Origin of the sequence: Spectribacter acetivorans, assembly GCF_031846305.1 — a bacterium.
Classification (GTDB): Bacteria; Pseudomonadota; Gammaproteobacteria; order Nevskiales; family Salinisphaeraceae; genus Spectribacter; species Spectribacter acetivorans.
The window spans coordinates 19585-36499 of the sequence record NZ_JAVRHY010000017.1; the positions used below are offsets into that span (position 1 = coordinate 19585).

The following is a 16915-nucleotide window of genomic DNA, read 5'->3' on the forward strand; positions in this document are numbered from 1 at the left end:
TTGTAAATCTGCCAGAGGCTGCGTCATGACCGATGCCCACCCGGCCGTTCGGCCCCCCACCGCCGCGGCGATCGAGGATATCGCCCGCCGCTATCGACTCGATCTGTCGGCCGAGGATGTGGCCGGCTTTCTGGGCCTGATGGCCGGCCCCCTGGCCTCGTTCGACCGCATCGACCAGCTCACGGCGCCGGCCGCGATCAATCGCTATCCGCGCACGCCGGGCTACCGGCCGCAGCCGGAGGACAATCCTCTAAACGCCTGGTACTGGAAGAGCGAGATTCCCGGCGCCGAATCCGGGCCGCTGGCCGGCCGAACCCTGGCGGTCAAGGACAACGTCTGCGTGGCCGGCGTGCCGATGATGAATGGCACCCGGGTGCTCGAGGGTTACGTCCCGGATGCCGACGCCACCGTGGTCACCCGGGTGCTCGACGCCGGGGCCACCATTCTCGGCAAGTCGGTATGCGAAAGCCTGTGTTTCTCCGGCGCCAGCCACACCAACGACACCGGCCCGGTGCGCAACCCGCATGATCCCGGCCGTACCAGCGGCGGTTCCTCGGCAGGTAGTGGCGCGCTGGTGGCCGCCGGCGAGGTGGACATGGCCATCGGCGGTGATCAGGGCGGCTCCGTGCGCATCCCGGCCAGCTGGTGCGGCATCTACGGCCTCAAGCCGACCTGGGGGCTGGTGCCCTACACTGGTGCGTTTCCGATCGAGATCACCCTCGACCATCTGGGCCCGATGGCCGCCACCACCGCCGACGTGGCGTTGCTGCTGGAAGTCATGGCCGGGCCGGACGGGCTGGACCCGCGCCAGTCGGCCCAGCTGGCCCCGGCCGGCTACCGCAAGGCGCTGATCGGCGATGCCGAGGGCCTGCGTATCGGCATCGTCAGCGAGGGGTTCGGCTGGGAAGGTGCCTCCGAGGCCGATGTGGACGAGGCCGTGCGCGCCGCCGCCGGTCGCTTCGCCGATCTCGGCGCCAGCGTCACCGAGGTCTCCGTGCCCTGGCATCGGGACGGCATCCACCTGTTCAACGGCATCGCCTTTGAGGGGGCCACCAAGCTGATGGTGGAAGGCAACAGCATGGGCACCAACTGGAAGGGTGAGTACAACGTCGGCCTGCTGGACGCCTTTGCCCGCGGCCGCCTGACCCGGGCGGACGACCTGTCGGAAACCGTCAAGCTGGTGACGCTGCTGGGTCAGTACCTGCAGGACCGCTACCACGGCCGCTACTACGCCAAGAGCCGCAATCTGGCGCGCTCGCTGGAGGCGGCCTACGACGCCGCGCTGGTGGACTGTGATCTGCTGGTCATGCCCACCCTGCCGATGAAGGCCACGCCGATCCCGCCGGGCGATGCGCCGCGCGAGGAGGTCATCGGCCGGGCGCTGGAAATGGTGCCCAACACCGCCCCCTTCGACGTCACCGGCCATCCGGCGATGAGCCTGCCCTGCGCGGTGGCCGACGGTTTGCCCATCGGCATGATGCTGATCGGCCGCAAGGGGGAGGAGGCGACCATCCTGCGCGCCTCCGACGCCTTCGAGCGCAACGTGTTCGCCCGTCCGGTCCCGGCATGAACGGCGTTCACGACATGGGCGGCCTGCACGGCTTCGGCCCGATCCGGCCGGAGACCGGCGAGCCGGTCTTCCACCAGGCCTGGGAACAGGACGTGTTCGCGTCCGTGATCGCCCTGATGGCCCAGGGCGTCTACAACCTGGACGAGTTCCGGCACGCCGTGGAACGTATCGGCGCGGCCCACTACCTGGACAGCTCCTACTACGACCACTGGCTGTCGGCCGCCGAACTCGTGCTGTGCGAGAAGGGCCTGATCGACCCGGCCGAGCTCGACCGGCGCATTGCCGACATCAAGGCCGACCCGGATGCCCATGCCCGGCCGCCGGCGGGCGATGCGGACCCGCTCGCCGAGGCTCTGACCCAGGGGCTGCAGGCCGGCCTGCCGGCCCATCGGGAAGTCGCGGCCGGGCCCCGCTTCGCCGTGGGCGACCGCGTGGTCACCAACAATCTGCAGCCGCCCGGGCACATCCGTCTGCCGGCCTACGTGCGTGACAAGCCGGGGGTGGTGGTCATGACCCACGGCGCCCATGTGCTGCCCGATACCCACGCCCACGGCGGCGACGAGTCGCCCGCGCATCTCTACACCGTGCGCTTCGATGGCGACCGGGTGTGGGGCGAGACCGCGGCCGACCGGCCGGCCGCCAACCACGTCGATCTGTGGGAACCCTATCTGTCACCCGCCTGAAGGCAAGCCTCGATGAGCGATCACCATCACGACCACGGCCATCACCCGCATCCGATCAGCGACGTCCAGGCTCGCGCCCGGGCGCTGGAATCCCTGCTGCGGGACAAGGGTCTGCTGACCCCGGGCGCCGTCGACACCCTGGTGTCGGCCTACGAACAGGACATCGGGCCGCTCAATGGCGCGAAGGTGGTGGCCCGGGCCTGGACCGATCCCGACTACAAGCAGCGGCTGCTGGAAGAGGGCTCGGGTGCCATCCGGGAACTGGGATTCGGCGGCCTGCAGGGCGAGCACATGGTGGTGGTCGAGAACACGCCCGAGGTGCACAACGTGGTGGTGTGCACCCTGTGCTCCTGTTATCCGTGGCCGGTGCTGGGCCTGCCGCCGGTCTGGTACAAGTCGGCCCCCTACCGTTCCCGCGTGGTGCGCGAGCCGCGGGCGGTGCTGGCCGAATTCGGTACCGAGCTCGGCGACGACGTGGCCATCCGGGTGTGGGATTCCAGCGCCGAAATCCGTTATCTGGTATTGCCGGAACGGCCGGCCGGAACCGAGCATTTGAGCGAGGAAGAACTGGCCGGGCTTGTCACTCGCGATGCCATGATCGGTGTTCAGAAGGTCGAGGCGCCGGCATGACGCCGAATCGGCTGGTGAACCCGAACCTTCGGTGGCACGGCGCGATCATGGCGAACTGGAAGTGAACGAGACGTCCTCAATCGACGACAGCATCGCGCAAATGCGGGGCGAGGCAGCCCTGCCGCGCGCCAACGGCGAGCTGGTGTTCGAGGATCCCTGGCAGGGGCGGGTGTTCGGTATCGCGGTGCAGCTGCACCAGGAAGGGCGTTACGACTGGGCGGCCTTCCAGCAGCGGCTGATCGACGAGATCGCCGCCAGCGGGGACCAGGATCGCAGTGCCAGCGATTACTACGGCCACTGGCTGGCCGCGCTCGAACGGCTGGCGATCGAGCAGGGATTGGTCGATGCCGATGAACTCGCGCAACGGGTGGATGACTACCGCCACGGGCGCCGGGACGAGGTCTTCTAGGGAGCACCTGATGGGAATGTCGAGAATCGCTGCGGCCACGTTACCGGCCCTCTGCCTGCTGGCGTCGCCGGCGTTCGCGCACCACATGGAATCGGGCCAGACGCCCACCGGGGCGCTGGCGGGCCTGCTGTCCGGACTCGGCCATCCGCTGATCGGCTGGGATCATGCGCTGTTCCTGCTGGCAATCGGACTGCTGGCGGCGGCGACCGGGGCGGTGCGCGCGATGCCCGCGGCGTTCGTGCTGACGGTGACGGTGGGTGTGGCGGTTCAGTACGCGCTCCCCGGCCTGCCGGTGCTGCCCTGGCTGGCGCCAGCCACGGTACTGGCGGTGGCGGCCGGCATGCTCGCTCGGCCGGGTACGCCGCAGTCGCTCTGGATCTCGGTGATCGCGGTCGCCGGCCTGATTCACGGCCAGGCCTACGCCCAGGCCATCGTCGGCGCCGAGCCCACCCCGCTGGCCGCCTATCTGCTCGGGCTGGCGCTGGTCCAGACGGCCCTGACCGTGGCCCTGGCGCTGCTCGTTCAGCGCGTGCCGGGGCTGGCGGCCCGGGCCGGTGGCCTGCTGCGTGCGACCGGTGTCGGCATGCTCGGTCTGGCCGCCGTCTTGCTGGCGACGAGCTAGAAACCGGCGATGGCCGGCCCGCTGGCGGGCGTTCGCGTTGTTGATCTGACGGCCATGGTGTCGGGCCCGCTGGGCACCATGTGGCTCGCGGACCAGGGCGCCGACGTGATCAAGATCGAGCGCCCGGATACCGGCGACTACACCCGGCTGGCGCCCAACCAGCGCCACGGTTTCTCCGCGGGCTTTCTGAACAACAACCGCAACAAGCGCTCGATGGCGCTGGATCTGAGCCAGCCAGCCGGGCGCGAGGTGCTGCTGCGGCTGGTTCGCGAGGCGGATGTGTTCGTGCAGAACTTCCGACCCGGCGTGATCGAGCGCATGGGGCTGGGCGAGGACGTCATCCGCCAGCACGCGCCGGACATCATCTACACCTCCGTCAGCGGTTTCGGTTTCACCGGCCCGTATGCCGCCAAGCCCGTCTACGATCCGCTGATCCAGGCCCTGTCCGGCCTGGCCACGGTGCAGGCCGGATCGGATCAGGCCCGGCCGCGCCTGGTGCGCACCATCCTGCCCGACAAACTGACTGGTGTGGCCATGGCCCAGGCGGTGAGCGCGGCGCTGTTCGCCCGCGAGCGCGGGGCGCCGGGCCAGCATGTGCGGGTGTCGATGCTCGACGCGGTGATCGCCTTCCTGTGGAGTTCGGACATGGCCAGTCAGACGTTTGCGGATGGCGATATCTCGCAGGCCGAGGCCGCCAGCTTCATCGATCTGATCTACGAAACCGCGGACGGCGGTCACATCAGCGTGGCGGTGCAGACCGATCGTGAGTGGGAGGCCCTGACCCGGGCGCTGGACACGCCGGACTGGCTGGATGATCCCCGCTTTTCCACGCCGGCGCTGCGCCACGACAACATCGACGAACGCCTGGCCATGACCCAGGAACGGCTGCGCGCGCGCGGCGCCGAGGAATGGCTATCGCGGCTGGAGGCCGAGGGCGTGCCCTGCGCGCCCGTGCTCACTCGCAGCCAGTTGCTGGACCATCCGCAGATCGCGGCCAATGCCATTGTGGTGGCAAGCGAGCACCCGCAGGCCGGGCCGCTGCGGCAGGCGCGAACGCCCGCGGTGTTCTCGGCGACACCGGCCGAGCGGTTCGAGGGTGCACCGGGGCTCGGGGCAGACACGCGGGCGGTGCTGGCAGAGCTGGGGTACGGCGACGACGCAATCGAATCGCTGGTATCGACCGATACAGCCGGGGTGCCGCCGCGTCAGTGATGACTGGCTGGCTCTTCAGTCAGGCCGGCTGAAGCCGGCCCTACGCAGGTAGTCTCTGTTTGTAGGGCGGGCTTCAGCCCGCCGTTGAGAAGTATCCCCTCTCCGCTTTTCAAGGGGCGAGGGGACGTGACACGACCGATGGGCCGACGCGTCAGAGCTGGACGTCGATCTTATCGATCACGCCCCGCGCCGCGGCCCGCGCCGCCTCCAGGCTGTCGCCGCGCGCCAGCCCCACCCCCATGCGACGCTCGCCGGCCACCTCGGGTTTGCCGAACAGGCGCAGTTCCGTGTCCGGCTGGCTCAGGGCGGCGTCGAGATTGGCGAAGGCCGTGCGCGTGGAGTTGCCCTCGACTACCAGCGCGGCCGAGGCCGCCGGTCCGCGCGACCGGATCACCGGCACCGGCAAGCCCAGGATGGCCCGGGCGTGGAGGGCGAATTCCGACAGGTCCTGTGAAATCAGGGTAACCAGCCCGGTGTCGTGCGGCCGCGGCGACACTTCCGAAAACCACACCCGGTCGCCGGCGACGAACAGTTCCACCCCGAACAGGCCGCGCCCGCCCAGGCCATCGGTGATTACCCGGGCCATGCGTTGCGATTCGGCCAGGGCGGCGTCGCTCATCGGCTGGGGTTGCCAGGATTCGCGGTAGTCCCCGTTGACCTGCCGATGGCCGATCGGATCGCAGAAGCTGGTGCCGGCGCTGTGGCGCACGGTCAGCAGGGTGATCTCGTAGTCGAACTCGACGAACCCTTCCACGATCACTCGCCCGGCACCGGCACGCCCGCCGCCCTGGGCACAGGCCCAGGCCGCGTCGATGTCGGCGTCGGTGCGGACGGTGCTCTGGCCCTTGCCCGAGGACGACATCACCGGCTTGACCACGCAAGGCAGGCCTACCGCGGCCACCGCCTCGCGGTACTCGCTTTCGGTTGCCGCGAACCGGTAGGGTGAGGTAGCCAGGCCGAGTTCCTCCGCGGCCAGGCGGCGGATGCCTTCGCGGTTCATGGTCAGCGAGGCGGCGCGGGCGGTGGGGATGACCGACCACCCCTCGGCCTCCAGGGCCATTAGCGTGTCGGTGGCGATGGCCTCGATTTCCGGCACGATCAGATGCGGGCGTTCACGCTCGATCAGGTCGCGGACTGCGTCGCCGTCGAGCATGTCCAGCACCTGCGAGCGGTGGGCCACCTGCATCGCCGGGGCGTCGGCATAGCGATCCGCCGCGATCACCTCGCAGCCGTAGCGCATCAGCTCGATCACCACTTCCCGGCCGAGCTCGCCGCTGCCCAGCAGGAGGACGCGGGTGGCGGTATCGGTCAGCGGCGTGCCGATGGTGGTCATGGCGATCGTCCTCGACAGCGGGCGGGGCCCGGTTGCAGGCGGCCCGTCGGCCGCGGGGTCAGCCGGCGATTTCGCCGTTTTCCTTTTCCTCCGGGGTGGCTTCCCGCACCTCGGTCACGGCCACGCTGAAATCCAGCGGCTGGCCGGCCAGGGCGTGATTGCCGTCCACGGTGACTTCCTCGCCTTCGATTTCCTTGACCGTCACGATCATCGGGCCGGCGCTGGACTGGGCCTGAAAACTCATGCCGGGCTCCAGATTGTCCACGCCCTGGAAGGCGTCCCGCGGCACGTTCTGGACCAGTTCCTCGCGGTAGGGGCCGTAGCCCTCTTCCGGGTCTACCGTGACCTGGAATTCATCGCCGGCGCTGTGGCCGGCCATGGCCTTTTCCAGGCCCGGCACGATGTTGCCATGTCCGTGCAGATAGGCCAGCGGTTCGCGGCCTTCTGAACTATCGAGCACGGTGCCTTCCTCGTCACGAAGGGTGTAGTCGAAGGAAACGACGGTATTTTCGGCGACTTGCATGCGGCCCTCGGTTTCGGGCAAATGGCCGCACAGGGTAATGGCTGACGGCGCCGGGGAACAGGGCCGGGCTGGTCAGGCCGCCGGCATTCGGGTAAAAAAAGGCCGCAGGAGTGCTGCGGCCAAGGGCAGTGTGATCCCGGGTCAGGTATGAAGGGAACAAACCCCCGGGATCACGGGCGGGACTGGATGATCGGTTCGCGCTAAAGAGCTTCCGGATCGATACCGTCATGTCGGAGCACGCGTACCAGCGCCTGCTCCATGGCCACCCGGGCGCGCCCGGTGGCCGCGCGCAGGAAGGCGTGGGTGTCGGCATCTTCGGGTGAACGGTCCTCGCATTGTTGCGAGTAATCCTCGAAGGCCAGTAGCGACGTGAGCAGTTCGGACAGATGCTTGGGGCACTCGCAGATGAGTGTCGGCTGCATTGCGGCCAGACGACGCAGCGTTTCCCGGCTGAACCGCGGGGGTGGCGCATCTCGATCTGCTGAGGCGTCTGCCGTTTCGGTCGTTTCCGTGGTTTCCGCACCCCGCAGATGCCGCGCGGCCAGAATCTGACGCAAATCGCTGGCCGGCAGCGGCGAGCGCAGCAGCGACACCCTGTGCCGGGCCAGCCTCTCACGCAGATGGCGCGGCAGGAAGCGGTGCAGCAGCAGCGTGTGGCTGGGCTGCAGGGTGTCGATCAGGCGGATCAGATGGGCGACGTCGATCTCGTCCAGGCTCTCGCATTCGGCCACCAGCATCGGCATGCCGCCATCCCGGTCCGGCCGGAAACGGCTGGCCGCGTCGGCCAGCGACGCCGCCTCCCCGGTCAGTCGGAAATCGCTGGTGGGTAGTTGCGGCTTGAGCTTGTCGACGGCCAGCGTGCCGGCCACGTACAGCGCGACCGAGCGCCGGGCCGGGCGGCCGTTCTCAGCCGCCGCCAGCCGCTGTTCCAGCGCCGGTACGTCCAGACTCGAGATGGCCCCGATCGCTTCACCGGCATCCACCAGCCGGCGCAGGAGGGACAGCTTGCGAATGTCGGCCTCGGAGTAAACGCGGTGGCCGCCGCCGCCCCGCTGCGGCCGCACGACGTCATGGCGACGTTCCCAGGCGCGCAGGCAGTCTGCCGTCAGCCCGGTGCGTTGTGTCACCGCCCCGATGCGGTAGCCGTTCGGCTCATCCATCCAGTTGTCGGCTGAGGCTTCCATCGGCGGTGGCAATCCTGATCGCCAATTCGATTCGACCAAGCATTACGCAGCGAGCCGGAGTTGTCAATGTAATGTCCAGATAAATAATTTATCGTCGATATATTGTCTAGCTATGAGTCGCCGTCAGTCTTAGAGGAATCCGTATCGCCGGGCCGACGGCGCAGCTCGTCCGCCACCTCGCGCGGGAAGCTCCAGTCATCATGGTTGTAGCCCAGGTTCTGCATCGCGCGGGCCAGTGCCAGCAATTGCGCCCGGCTGCCGCGGGAGGCCAGGCCGCTGCCGTAGCGGGCGACGAAACACTCAATCCGATTGAGCAGCATCTGGAAGTCGCGGGCGTCGTTGCCGCTGGCCGATTTCTGCTGGGCCCATGGGGACCCTCTGGTTCATTCCCCGCGACCTGCGTTTGAGTCCCAAGCCCCGTCACAACAAGGCGCCCGGCGCCGGTCGTGGCAGGCCCCACGGCCAAGCCGGGCAACGCCGGTGTGGCGTGGCTTGGGCCAAACCGCGAAGCGGCCGGGCCTTTGCGCGCGTCTGGACGGCGTCATTCGTCGCTTATTTGCAATAAGCAAACCGCACTCCTCATTCCTTGCCAGCCACGCGCAAAGACTCCGGCGCAGGCCGCGCGGAATGAACCAGAGGGTCCCTCGCGCACTCTAAAAATCCATCGAGGCGACCATCATCGAGCCACCCCGGCTGCCGAAGGTGACCATGGTGAGATCCCCCATGCGTCGGGCCATGGCCCCCTTCATCACCTTGTCGAACAGATTCATCCGGCCTCATCGCGTTGACGGGTGCCGTCAGCATACCGGGCGCGTCGCGGATTGCTATGCTTGCGGCACATCAACAGGGGGAGCGCATTCATGGTCTGGCTGAAGTCGTTCATCGCCGGGTTTGCCGCCACGCTGATCTGCCACCAGGGGTTGTATACGCTGTTCTGGCTAGGTGGTGCCGTGCCCAATCCGCCGTTCGCGATGGCCCCGACCTGGCCTTTCGGCGTGCCGGCGGTGATTTCGCTGGCCTTCTGGGGCGGTCTGTGGGGGCTGCCGGTCTGGTGGTTCATCCGTGATGCCGTCGGGCGTCTGTACTGGCTGCGGGCCCTGATTCTGGGCGCTCTGGGGCCGAGTGCGGTGGCGCTGTTCCTGGTCTTTCCGCTCAAGGGCATGGGCGTGGCCGGCGGCTGGGACCCCACCCTGATCATGGGCGCGCTGATGCTCAACGGCGCCTGGGGCCTGGGTGTCGCCTGGGGCATGCGCTGGGCCGGGGAAGCCCGGACCATCTGATCCGCCAAACAATCGAGCTCATTCATGGATGAACGTTGCCGGGCGCTGCTGGAAGCGCATGTGGCCTTCGAGCTGCGCCAGTGGCAGGGCAAGGCGCTGGACAAGCAGGTGGCCGCGGAGGTGCAGCATCTCTGGGACTGGCTGGCCGGGACCCCGCTGGAGGCGCTGCTCGACGCTGCGACGGTCGGCGATCTGGTCCGCGAATCGGTGCTGGCGCGCGAGCCGGGGCCGGGTCTGGCGGCGGGGATCGGGGCGACCGCCCGGCGCGTGCTGGACGATCCCCTGCATGCCGACACCCGGGTGGCGGACGTGCTCGACCAGTCCGTTTTCGAAGCCGGCGTGGTGCTGGCCGCGGACATGGAGGATGCCCGCCACGCCCTGATCCGGGGCGTGGCGCGGAGTCCGGTCTACGCCGCCGTGGCCTCCGAGGTGCTCTACCACGGCATCCGCGACTATCTGTTTTCCGACCGGGCGCTGCTGCGGCGGATTCCGGGGGTGTCGTCGCTGCTGAGCGCCGGCGCCGGGGCCGTCAGCAAGCGGTTGCCGCAACTGGAAGTGCAGGTGGAAAAGCAGGTGCGGGCTTACCTCGAGGCGAATCTGTCGCGCACCCTGGCCCAGAGCGAGACGTTTCTCGCCGAGGCGCTCACCGACGAGCGCATCCGCGCCCTGGGTGATCAGATCTGGGAGGCGCTGGCCGACCGGCCGCTGCTGGCGGCACGGGTGCTGACCGATGACGATGTCGACGCGCTGGCCGATTTCGGCGTCGTGGTATGGAACCAGCTGCGGGACACGGAATACGTGGATGAACTGGCCGCCCGGGTCATCGATGCGATCTACGCAGAACACGGATCGCGGCCGGTGACCGATCTGCTGGCCGATGTCGGCGTGGATGCGCCCGGCCTGGCCGCCGATGCCCGGCGCCTGATCACCCCGATAGCGGCCCGCGCCCGGGCCGACGGGTCGCTGGAAGCCCTGCTTCGCCGGCGGCTGGAACCCTTCTATGCCTCCAGCGCCGCCGCGAAAGTGCTGGGCGGGAAATAGACCACGGGTTTTTCCGCCTAATCCACGCCGGTAAGCACCCGCCGGGCGGCATCCGCGGCGCCGTCGCAACTGTGTCGCAGCAGGCTGTCCAGCAGTTCGGCCCGGGCCAGTTCGCAGGTGGGCAGTTCCACCTCGGCGCGCAGCAGTCCGGCGGTTTCGGTCACGAAGGTGCCGCCAGCCTCGGCGAACAGGTTGTACATCGGCCGGTTGTCGCGCATCAGCGTGGCGCGAAAGCGCTTCACGCCGTTGGCCACCGCGCTGGCGGTGAGCAGCCGCAGCAGCAGACTGCCGAGCCCGCGACCCTGGTAGTCGTCGATCACCGCCACGGCTGGTTCCGCGACATCGCTGCCCGGCCGGTCGCGGACATAGCGGGCCACGGCGATGCCCGGTTCACCCGGCTCATCCAGGCTCAGCGCCGCCCAGGCGAAGTGGTCGTCGTAATCGATTTCGGTGAAGTAGCGCAGCATCCGCTCGGTCAGCACCCCGGTGGGCGCCAGGAAGCGGCGGTAGCGTGAGTCCGGCGACAGCCGTTCGAAACCGGCCTGCAGGCGTTCCTTGTCGTCGGCCGCCACCGGCCGCAGCCGGATGCGGGTGCCGTCCCGCAGGGAACAATCGCGGGTGTGTGCCACGATGAATTCGTCGTCGACGGCGGGCTGATGGGAGGCCATGGCTTGCCTCTCACTCCGGGCCGTCGGCCCGCTCATTTGCCAGTCGGTTGATGCCGGCCGCCCCGTCGGCCAGCTGCCGGGACAGGGCGCGACGAACGGCTGCGGTCCCCAGCATGGGCGGTACCCAGAACCCGGGGACGAATTCCGTGGTCCACGCCAGTTGCGTCTGGTCCTGCGCCCGGCTCAGGTGCCAGCGGGTGTGGCCGCTGGCGAGATCGCTGCGTTCGGGCAGGATGTCGCTCTCGATCGTGTGCGGCGGCTGCTCGTGGAGTCGCTCCACCGTGGTGACGTCGCGGCAGAAAAACGCCAAGCAGCTGCGCGTGACCACCCGCACCAGCGTCCCGGGGCCGCCCTCGTCCAGGCGGCGGCTTTCAAGGATATGCGGGGAAATGCGATCCAGCGCCGAAAAGTCCGTGATCACGGCGTACACGGCGGCGACCGGCGCATCGAGCAGGAATACGGCCCTGGCGCGGAATGTGTTGCCCTCGCGCGTGACATCCATGGTGCGCGTTTCCACACCCTGCGCGCTGGTGGTGGCCAGCAGGCAGGCAGCCAGCCCGATTGCGCGGGGTTGTGACATCGACGACTCAACCGGAAGGCCAGTGACTCAGCATAACGCGCCTGACCGCCGTCGGGTGATGCAAAAAAAACCCCGGCCGAAGCCGGGGTTCTCGGTGATCGTAGCGATCGCCGGGTTCAGGCGGGACGAATGTCCGAAGCCTGCGGGCCCTTCTGGCCCTGGGTGATCGTGAACTCCACGGTCTGGCCTTCGGCCAGCGACTTGAAGCCATCACCGACGATCTGCTTGGCGTGCGCGAACACGTCCTTGCCGCCGCCGTTCGGGGTGATGAAACCATAACCCTTGGCGTCGTTGAACCACTTCACGGTACCGGTAATCACGTCAGACATGACGTTTCCTCTTGGTTAATCAATAAAAGTGCGGGCCCGAGGGTCCGCGTTATACAAGCGATCAAGAAACGTGGTCTGCTGTCACCGGGTAAACACCGCCGCGAGGCGGGTAACTGAAAACCGCAGTGGGCACGGCTCGAACGAATGCAAGGTCGACTATACGCCCAACGCGGAGCGACGTCGAGTCATGCGCGTCGATGGCCTTCCCCACGGCTGCGCGGACGGCGACCATGGCCGTTAACATCAGGACACGCATCGGCCGGAGGGCCTGGAATGAGCAAGCGGATGACGGTGTACATGACGACGGCACTGCTGATGGCGCCCGGATTACTGCTGGCCGCGGACACCCGGGTGCCGCTGGACCAGGTGCAGGTCGTGCCCGCCGAGGACGCCGGTGATGCCGCGGTGGCCTCGTCGCCGGACGCGCCGGTCGGGTCGCTCGACAACCCCGCGCCGGGTCAGTCGCTGGAGCGCGGTGACAGCCCCCGCATCGGCGACGACGCATCCGGCGAGGGCGGCGACGCTGGCAGCCGCATGGAGTGAGCCGGCCGTCGCGCATCCCCGCGACCCGTCATTCGGCGTCGGCGAGGTCCGGATATCGGAAACAGTCTGTGACGTGATCCATGACCACGCCCACCGCCTGCAGGTAGGCATAGCAGATGGTACTGCCGACGAACTTGAAACCGCGGCGCTTGAGGTCCCTCGACAGCGCATCGGATAACGGCGTGGTCGCCGGTACCTGATCCAGCCGCTGCCAGTGGTTGATCACCGGCTGTCCGTTCACGAAACCCCAGAGGTAATCGCTGAAGCCGCCGAACTCGGCCTGCACGTCGAGAAACGCCCGGGCGTTGCCGCGGGCGGCCGCGATCTTGGCGCGGTTGCGCACGATGCCGGGGTCGTCGCGCAGGGCGGCCAGCTGGTCGTCGGTGAAGGCCGCCACAGTCGCCGGGTCGAAGCCGGCGAAGGCGCGGCGATAACCCTCGCGCTTCTGTAGCACCGTCCACCAGGACAGCCCGGCCTGGGCGCCCTCCAGAATCAGGAACTCGAACAGCACGCGGTCATCGGTGACCGGCACGCCCCACTCATGATCGTGGTATTCGATGTAGAGCGGTTCCTCGCCGCACCAGCCGCAGCGGGTCGCCATTATCAGGCGCCGGTGCTGGGACGCTGGCTGACGGTGTCGAACCAGCGCTGCAGGTGCCCCGCGTTCTCCGGAATCGGCAGCCGGAATTTGCGCCAGAAGTCGATCGCGCAGAAGGCGGTGATGTCCGCCACCGTGAAATGGGCTCCGGCCAGGAATTCGCGGTCGGCGAGCTGCTGGTCGGCATGTGCCAGAAACTCGCCGTAGCGCATGCGGCCGCGCTCGGCCAGCTCGGCAATCTGCGGGGTGGCCCCGGCATAGCCCGGCAGGGCGCGATCCTTGAACGCCGGGTGCGCGTTGCGCACGTGTTCGCCGCCGGCCTGGATGCCGTTATGGTCGGCCTCGCGCTCCCACATTTCCGCCAGGCCGGTTTCGCGGGCGTCATGCCCGAACAGGCCCGACCCGGGCTGCGTGGCTTCGAAGTAACGGCAGATGGCCATGGCCTCGCCGATGTGGGTGCCGTCGTCGAGTTCCAGCAGCGGCACCCGCCGGCGCGGATTCAGCTTCAGGAACCAGTCATACAGGTCCATCTGGTCCGGGGCGCCGGCCTGCACGATCTCCACCTCGATACCCCGCTCGGCCAGATACATGCGTACCCGGCGCGGATTGGGGGCGATGGACCAGTCGTAGAGCTTCATGCGCGTGAGCCTCCCTGTTGCAGCATGGCGCCCATGCGTTGGTGGATGAGGTTGATGGCCTTGAGCGGGCGCAGCATGACCTTGAAATCGACGATGCGCCCATCGTCGTTCCAGCGGATGATGTCCACCCCGTTCACCGCGATATCGTCGATGGTGACGCTGAACTCCAGCATGGCATCGCGCTCGCCGCGAATCTCTCGCACGTAGCGGAAGCTGTCGTTGAAGAACACCTGAAATGCGGCGGCCAGGTAAGGCAGCGTCCGCGCCCGCCCGGCCTGGGGGGTGTGCACGACCGGCGAGTGGAAGACCACATCATCCGCCAGCAGGGCATGCAGCCCGGAGGGGTCGCGCTCAGCTACCAGCTGATGCCATCTCGTCAGGGGGTCGATATCCGCCAAGTCCGTCTCCCGCCGCATCGTTGCGCCGAGTATGGCGATTGCCGCAGGCCGGGGGAACCCGCCGTCGGTTGGGGTGGCAGGCAACGGGCCGGACCCTCGGCGCTGTCATGCCGAGGGTCCGCGCGGGTCTAGGGCGATGCTGAAAAAGGACCCTCCTGTCCTTTTCAGCACGCCGAGACCGGCGCAGGTCCGGTCTCGGCTTCGCCCGGTCAAGCCCTTACGTGCTTGACCGGCGGCGGGACATCCCTGTCCCGCGCTAGGGGGCTGCTTTTTCAGCAGCCCCCTAGCGTTCCAGCTCGTCGAGGATCGCCCGTGTTCTCTGGTCGCGGACGTCATCGCTGATCAAGCCGTCGCGGTGGAGGTCCCGGAGCAGCTCGAGACGGGCGCGCACGCCGGCCGTCTCGTCGGACGAGGCCGGCGGCGAGGTGGCGGCCGTCGGGGTAGGCGCCGGCGTCGTCGGCGCATTGACGGCCGGAAGAATCACCCAGTCGTCGCGCCCGGCGGCCAGGCGGGTGGGTTCCTCGGGTTGCAGTGCGACCTTCAGCATGCCGGCCGTGTCACGCCGTGCCGGCGCCATCGGTTGCAGGGCGCGGTCCGTGCCCTCGCGATAGGGTTGCTGCGCGGCGCCGATGATCAGATTGATGCCGTCGCCGGTGCGAAAGACGCGCCCGGTGGTCCGGTATCGCTGGCTCGCGAGCAGCCCCGTGCGCCGGGTGACCAGGAAGTCGAACACGATGTCCTGATCCGGTCCGGCGCGGGCCAGGCCGCGGCCGACCGCATCGGCAAATGCGGCGCGGCGTGCTGGCGGGATCAGGTGTTGCGGCGCATTGCCGTTGTCGGTCACCGCCACGCGCCCGAACGATGCCGCGAGCGCCTCGACGTCCAGGGTTGCCGGATGATCGTTGGGCGGCGCCCGGTCCGGCCGGGGCGACAGCGTCACGGTCAGCTCGTCACTGAGCCACTCGATGTGCGCGACCAGGCCGTCGATGTCGCCGGGCCCGGCGTCGATGATCGGGGGCGCCGCGATGGCCGGCGTGGCGATCAGGCAGAGCAGCATCAGCCAGTTGCGCCCGGGCCGGTGGCCGGTCCCGGCCGGTCCTTGCAACGTGCGGTCGGGTCGATTGAAGCGGTCATCGATACCCATGGCATCTCCTCGAAAAGGGCCGGCTCCGGCCACGGGAGCATGGCGCGGAGCCGGCAGGATGGCGGTCGCTCAGAACGAGATGAAGAAGCCGGCGTTGATGTTGTCGGTTTCCACCTCCCCGCCCGTGTTGTTCTCAGCGGTTGCCGTGGTGTACTCGGCGGTCAGGGTCACGTTCGGGGTGAGCGTGTGATACACGCCGAAGGTGGTGGCGGTATTCGACTCCAGCAGGGTGCCCGGGTCGCCGGCGGTCTGATCCAGATCGCTGTAGCCGTAGTTGGCGCCGAACTTGGTGTTGCCCAGGGTGTAGGTCAGCTGGAACAGGGCCCCGTCGGAATCCCGCTCCTCGCCGTTGGCGGCGAAGCCGTCGATGAAGTACGAATAAATGCCCACGCCCTCGCCGGTGTAGTAGTAGGCAAACGCCGAGAACGGCCCGATGCCCATCTGGGCGAACACGTCGAATACCTGGCTATCGCCCGACTGGGTCCCGGTCACGCCGGGGATGCCCTGCAGTTCGTGATCCTGCATCAGCGCTGCCGCGCTGAACTTGTAGCTCAGTTCGCCGCTGCTGCCGGTGTAGCCGATCTTGCCGTGAAAGCCGGGCATATCCTTCACGCTGCCGGCCGATCCGGCGCCGGTGCCGGAGGCGCTGATGGCATCGATCGGCTGGAAGATGCCGATGCTGCCGGACAGTCCCCCGAAGTCCGGGGTCGAGTAGGTAATCTGTGCCTGGGGCGTGGGAAAGAGGTGCCCGAAGCCGATGGAGCCCAGCGAGGTGTTCTTGGGTGACCGTGCGGTGGCCACGCTGGCGACCCCCACCGAGATCAGCGTGATGTCGTTGAGGATCGCGTCCAGGCCCACCGTCAGGTAATCGCGGCCGACCTTGATGGTGCCGAAGCTGTCGCTGCCGATGGTGCCGTACACCTGGCGGATATCCAGGCTGGTGGAGGACAGTGCACTGTTGCGGCCGAGCGGCGGCAGGTTGGGCCCGCTGCCACTGCCGAAGTCATTGCTCACGATGCCGGGATAGAAGCCGAACTTGGCGCCGATTTCCAGGCCGTTCTGGTTGGTGTGCGCCCCGAGCACGATTCCGGCCGGGAGGTTGCCGGAATTGACCGAGGACGCACTGTCCTCCTCGCCCGGGCCGACGGCGCACAGCAGGCTTCCATCGACTACCGCGGCGCTGTCGTCGCACTGGGTATTGGTGTAGTTGACGCTGAGATAGCCGTTGGCGCTGAAAGACCAGTCCCCCGCCTCGAATGTGACGGCCGAGGCCGTGGCCGACCAGACAAGTAGCGAGCTGGCGGCAATGCCGGTAAGCCGGCGTGCATGTGAAGACATGATTTCATCCCCTTGGTTTGCGATGACAAACGAGGCGATCGGTCCGGATCAGCGGACTCGCCTCGATAGGTACATCTAACGCAATGGGGATGCCATTCAGGGCGCCGTTTAGAGCTTATATTGTATTGTTAAAAATAGTTATAAATCATTTTATTATCGAGCTTGGCAAGGCGATCTATTTAATAATAAAAT

General features: G+C 67.9%; 21 protein-coding genes. 9 read left to right on the plus strand and 12 right to left on the minus strand.

Going from position 1 to position 16915, the window contains the following annotated elements:
- Positions 1–25 precede the first annotated feature (25 nt).
- The 6 genes from RM531_RS14085 to RM531_RS14110 are packed head-to-tail and all read left to right on the plus strand — an operon-like array spanning position 26 to position 5126.
- Entirely contained in the window at positions 26–1570 is a 1545-nt protein-coding gene (locus RM531_RS14085) for an amidase (protein WP_311660138.1), read from the plus strand.
- Positions 1567–2253: a nitrile hydratase subunit beta gene (gene nthB / locus RM531_RS14090; RefSeq protein WP_311660140.1), complete on the plus strand. Its 687-nt coding sequence runs from the start codon at positions 1567–1569 to the stop codon at positions 2251–2253. The genes RM531_RS14085 and nthB overlap by 4 nt, the downstream gene beginning before the upstream one ends.
- A gap of 12 nt (positions 2254–2265) precedes the next feature.
- A complete protein-coding gene (nthA, locus tag RM531_RS14095) occupies positions 2266–2883 on the plus strand; it encodes a nitrile hydratase subunit alpha (protein WP_311660141.1) in 618 nt (205 codons plus the stop codon).
- 31 nt (positions 2884–2914) lie between these two features.
- Positions 2915–3292 (plus strand): nitrile hydratase accessory protein, encoded by a 378-nt coding sequence (locus RM531_RS14100; protein ID WP_311660142.1) that lies wholly within the window; start codon positions 2915–2917, stop codon positions 3290–3292.
- 10 nt (positions 3293–3302) lie between these two features.
- Positions 3303–3914: a HupE/UreJ family protein gene (locus tag RM531_RS14105; protein WP_311660144.1), complete on the plus strand. Its 612-nt coding sequence runs from the start codon at positions 3303–3305 to the stop codon at positions 3912–3914.
- A 9-nt stretch (positions 3915–3923) separates the two neighbouring features.
- The gene (locus tag RM531_RS14110; RefSeq protein WP_311660146.1) at positions 3924–5126 is read left to right on the plus strand and encodes a CaiB/BaiF CoA transferase family protein; all 1203 of its coding nucleotides are present in this window, start codon (positions 3924–3926) and stop codon (positions 5124–5126) included.
- Between the two features lie 151 nt (positions 5127–5277).
- Here RM531_RS14110 and purT read toward each other — a convergent pair whose 3' ends face one another.
- From purT to RM531_RS14130, 4 genes are all read right to left on the minus strand, one after another.
- Positions 5278–6459, minus strand: a complete 1182-nt coding sequence (gene purT / locus RM531_RS14115) for a formate-dependent phosphoribosylglycinamide formyltransferase (RefSeq protein ID WP_311660148.1) — start codon at positions 6457–6459, stop codon at positions 5278–5280.
- A 58-nt stretch (positions 6460–6517) separates the two neighbouring features.
- Positions 6518–6982, minus strand: coding sequence for an FKBP-type peptidyl-prolyl cis-trans isomerase (locus RM531_RS14120; protein WP_311660150.1), 465 nt, complete (start codon positions 6980–6982; stop codon positions 6518–6520).
- A gap of 200 nt (positions 6983–7182) precedes the next feature.
- The gene (locus RM531_RS14125; protein ID WP_311660151.1) at positions 7183–8166 is read right to left on the minus strand and encodes a MerR family transcriptional regulator; all 984 of its coding nucleotides are present in this window, start codon (positions 8164–8166) and stop codon (positions 7183–7185) included.
- A 110-nt stretch (positions 8167–8276) separates the two neighbouring features.
- On the minus strand, positions 8277–8486 hold the full coding sequence (locus tag RM531_RS14130) for a hypothetical protein (protein ID WP_311660153.1): 210 nt from the start codon (positions 8484–8486) through the stop codon (positions 8277–8279).
- A 540-nt stretch (positions 8487–9026) separates the two neighbouring features.
- On the opposite strand from RM531_RS14130, the gene RM531_RS14135 reads away from it, so the two are divergent.
- The gene (locus RM531_RS14135) at positions 9027–9446 is read left to right on the plus strand and encodes a hypothetical protein (RefSeq protein WP_311660155.1); all 420 of its coding nucleotides are present in this window, start codon (positions 9027–9029) and stop codon (positions 9444–9446) included.
- 24 nt (positions 9447–9470) lie between these two features.
- Positions 9471–10487 carry a 6,7-dimethyl-8-ribityllumazine synthase gene (locus RM531_RS14140; RefSeq protein ID WP_311660157.1) on the plus strand — a complete coding sequence of 339 codons (1017 nt, stop codon included), beginning with the start codon at positions 9471–9473 and terminating at the stop codon, positions 10485–10487.
- Between the two features lie 17 nt (positions 10488–10504).
- On the opposite strand, the gene RM531_RS14145 is transcribed toward RM531_RS14140, so the two are convergent.
- The 3 genes from RM531_RS14145 to RM531_RS14155 form a co-directional block, all read right to left on the minus strand.
- Complete coding sequence (locus RM531_RS14145) at positions 10505–11155, minus strand: GNAT family N-acetyltransferase (protein WP_311660159.1); 651 nt, start codon at positions 11153–11155, stop codon at positions 10505–10507.
- A 10-nt stretch (positions 11156–11165) separates the two neighbouring features.
- The gene (locus RM531_RS14150) at positions 11166–11735 is read right to left on the minus strand and encodes an SRPBCC family protein (protein WP_311660161.1); all 570 of its coding nucleotides are present in this window, start codon (positions 11733–11735) and stop codon (positions 11166–11168) included.
- 116 nt (positions 11736–11851) lie between these two features.
- On the minus strand, positions 11852–12064 hold the full coding sequence (locus tag RM531_RS14155) for a cold-shock protein (RefSeq protein WP_311651329.1): 213 nt from the start codon (positions 12062–12064) through the stop codon (positions 11852–11854).
- A 273-nt stretch (positions 12065–12337) separates the two neighbouring features.
- Between RM531_RS14155 and RM531_RS14160 the strand changes: the two genes are divergently transcribed.
- The gene (locus tag RM531_RS14160) at positions 12338–12607 is read left to right on the plus strand and encodes a hypothetical protein (RefSeq protein ID WP_311660162.1); all 270 of its coding nucleotides are present in this window, start codon (positions 12338–12340) and stop codon (positions 12605–12607) included.
- Between the two features lie 28 nt (positions 12608–12635).
- Here the strand turns inward: RM531_RS14160 and RM531_RS14165 are convergent, their stop codons facing one another.
- From RM531_RS14165 to RM531_RS14185, 5 genes are all read right to left on the minus strand, one after another.
- Entirely contained in the window at positions 12636–13208 is a 573-nt protein-coding gene (locus RM531_RS14165; RefSeq protein ID WP_349255450.1) for a DNA-3-methyladenine glycosylase I, read from the minus strand.
- Positions 13209–13210: 2 nt separating this feature from the next.
- A complete protein-coding gene (locus RM531_RS14170) occupies positions 13211–13843 on the minus strand; it encodes a glutathione S-transferase family protein (protein ID WP_311660164.1) in 633 nt (210 codons plus the stop codon).
- A complete protein-coding gene (locus RM531_RS14175; RefSeq protein WP_311660165.1) occupies positions 13840–14241 on the minus strand; it encodes a nuclear transport factor 2 family protein in 402 nt (133 codons plus the stop codon). The genes RM531_RS14170 and RM531_RS14175 overlap by 4 nt, the downstream gene beginning before the upstream one ends.
- A 283-nt stretch (positions 14242–14524) precedes the next feature.
- Entirely contained in the window at positions 14525–15385 is an 861-nt protein-coding gene (locus RM531_RS14180; RefSeq protein WP_311660167.1) for a hypothetical protein, read from the minus strand.
- A 69-nt stretch (positions 15386–15454) separates the two neighbouring features.
- Positions 15455–16723: a porin gene (locus tag RM531_RS14185; RefSeq protein WP_311660169.1), complete on the minus strand. Its 1269-nt coding sequence runs from the start codon at positions 16721–16723 to the stop codon at positions 15455–15457.
- Positions 16724–16915 lie beyond the last annotated feature (192 nt).

Bases quoted from the DNA above. Each gene is read 5' to 3' on its own strand.
- RM531_RS14085 (WP_311660138.1), top strand. From the start codon at position 26: ATGACCGATGCCCACCCGGCCGTTCGGCCCCCCACCGCCGCGGCGATC.
- nthB (WP_311660140.1), top strand. From the start codon at position 1,567: ATGAACGGCGTTCACGACATGGGCGGCCTGCACGGCTTCGGCCCGATC.
- nthA (WP_311660141.1), top strand. From the start codon at position 2,266: ATGAGCGATCACCATCACGACCACGGCCATCACCCGCATCCGATCAGC.
- RM531_RS14105 (WP_311660144.1), top strand. From the start codon at position 3,303: ATGGGAATGTCGAGAATCGCTGCGGCCACGTTACCGGCCCTCTGCCTG.
- RM531_RS14110 (WP_311660146.1), top strand. From the start codon at position 3,924: ATGGCCGGCCCGCTGGCGGGCGTTCGCGTTGTTGATCTGACGGCCATG.
- purT (WP_311660148.1), bottom strand. From the start codon at position 6,459: ATGACCACCATCGGCACGCCGCTGACCGATACCGCCACCCGCGTCCTC.
- RM531_RS14120 (WP_311660150.1), bottom strand. From the start codon at position 6,982: ATGCAAGTCGCCGAAAATACCGTCGTTTCCTTCGACTACACCCTTCGT.
- RM531_RS14125 (WP_311660151.1), bottom strand. From the start codon at position 8,166: ATGGAAGCCTCAGCCGACAACTGGATGGATGAGCCGAACGGCTACCGC.
- RM531_RS14130 (WP_311660153.1), bottom strand. From the start codon at position 8,486: ATGCTGCTCAATCGGATTGAGTGTTTCGTCGCCCGCTACGGCAGCGGC.
- RM531_RS14135 (WP_311660155.1), top strand. From the start codon at position 9,027: ATGGTCTGGCTGAAGTCGTTCATCGCCGGGTTTGCCGCCACGCTGATC.
- RM531_RS14140 (WP_311660157.1), top strand. From the start codon at position 9,471: ATGGATGAACGTTGCCGGGCGCTGCTGGAAGCGCATGTGGCCTTCGAG.
- RM531_RS14145 (WP_311660159.1), bottom strand. From the start codon at position 11,155: ATGGCCTCCCATCAGCCCGCCGTCGACGACGAATTCATCGTGGCACAC.
- RM531_RS14150 (WP_311660161.1), bottom strand. From the start codon at position 11,735: ATGTCACAACCCCGCGCAATCGGGCTGGCTGCCTGCCTGCTGGCCACC.
- RM531_RS14155 (WP_311651329.1), bottom strand. From the start codon at position 12,064: ATGTCTGACGTGATTACCGGTACCGTGAAGTGGTTCAACGACGCCAAG.
- RM531_RS14160 (WP_311660162.1), top strand. From the start codon at position 12,338: ATGAGCAAGCGGATGACGGTGTACATGACGACGGCACTGCTGATGGCG.
- RM531_RS14165 (WP_349255450.1), bottom strand. From the start codon at position 13,208: ATGGCGACCCGCTGCGGCTGGTGCGGCGAGGAACCGCTCTACATCGAA.
- RM531_RS14170 (WP_311660164.1), bottom strand. From the start codon at position 13,843: ATGAAGCTCTACGACTGGTCCATCGCCCCCAATCCGCGCCGGGTACGC.
- RM531_RS14180 (WP_311660167.1), bottom strand. From the start codon at position 15,385: ATGGGTATCGATGACCGCTTCAATCGACCCGACCGCACGTTGCAAGGA.
- RM531_RS14185 (WP_311660169.1), bottom strand. From the start codon at position 16,723: ATGTCTTCACATGCACGCCGGCTTACCGGCATTGCCGCCAGCTCGCTA.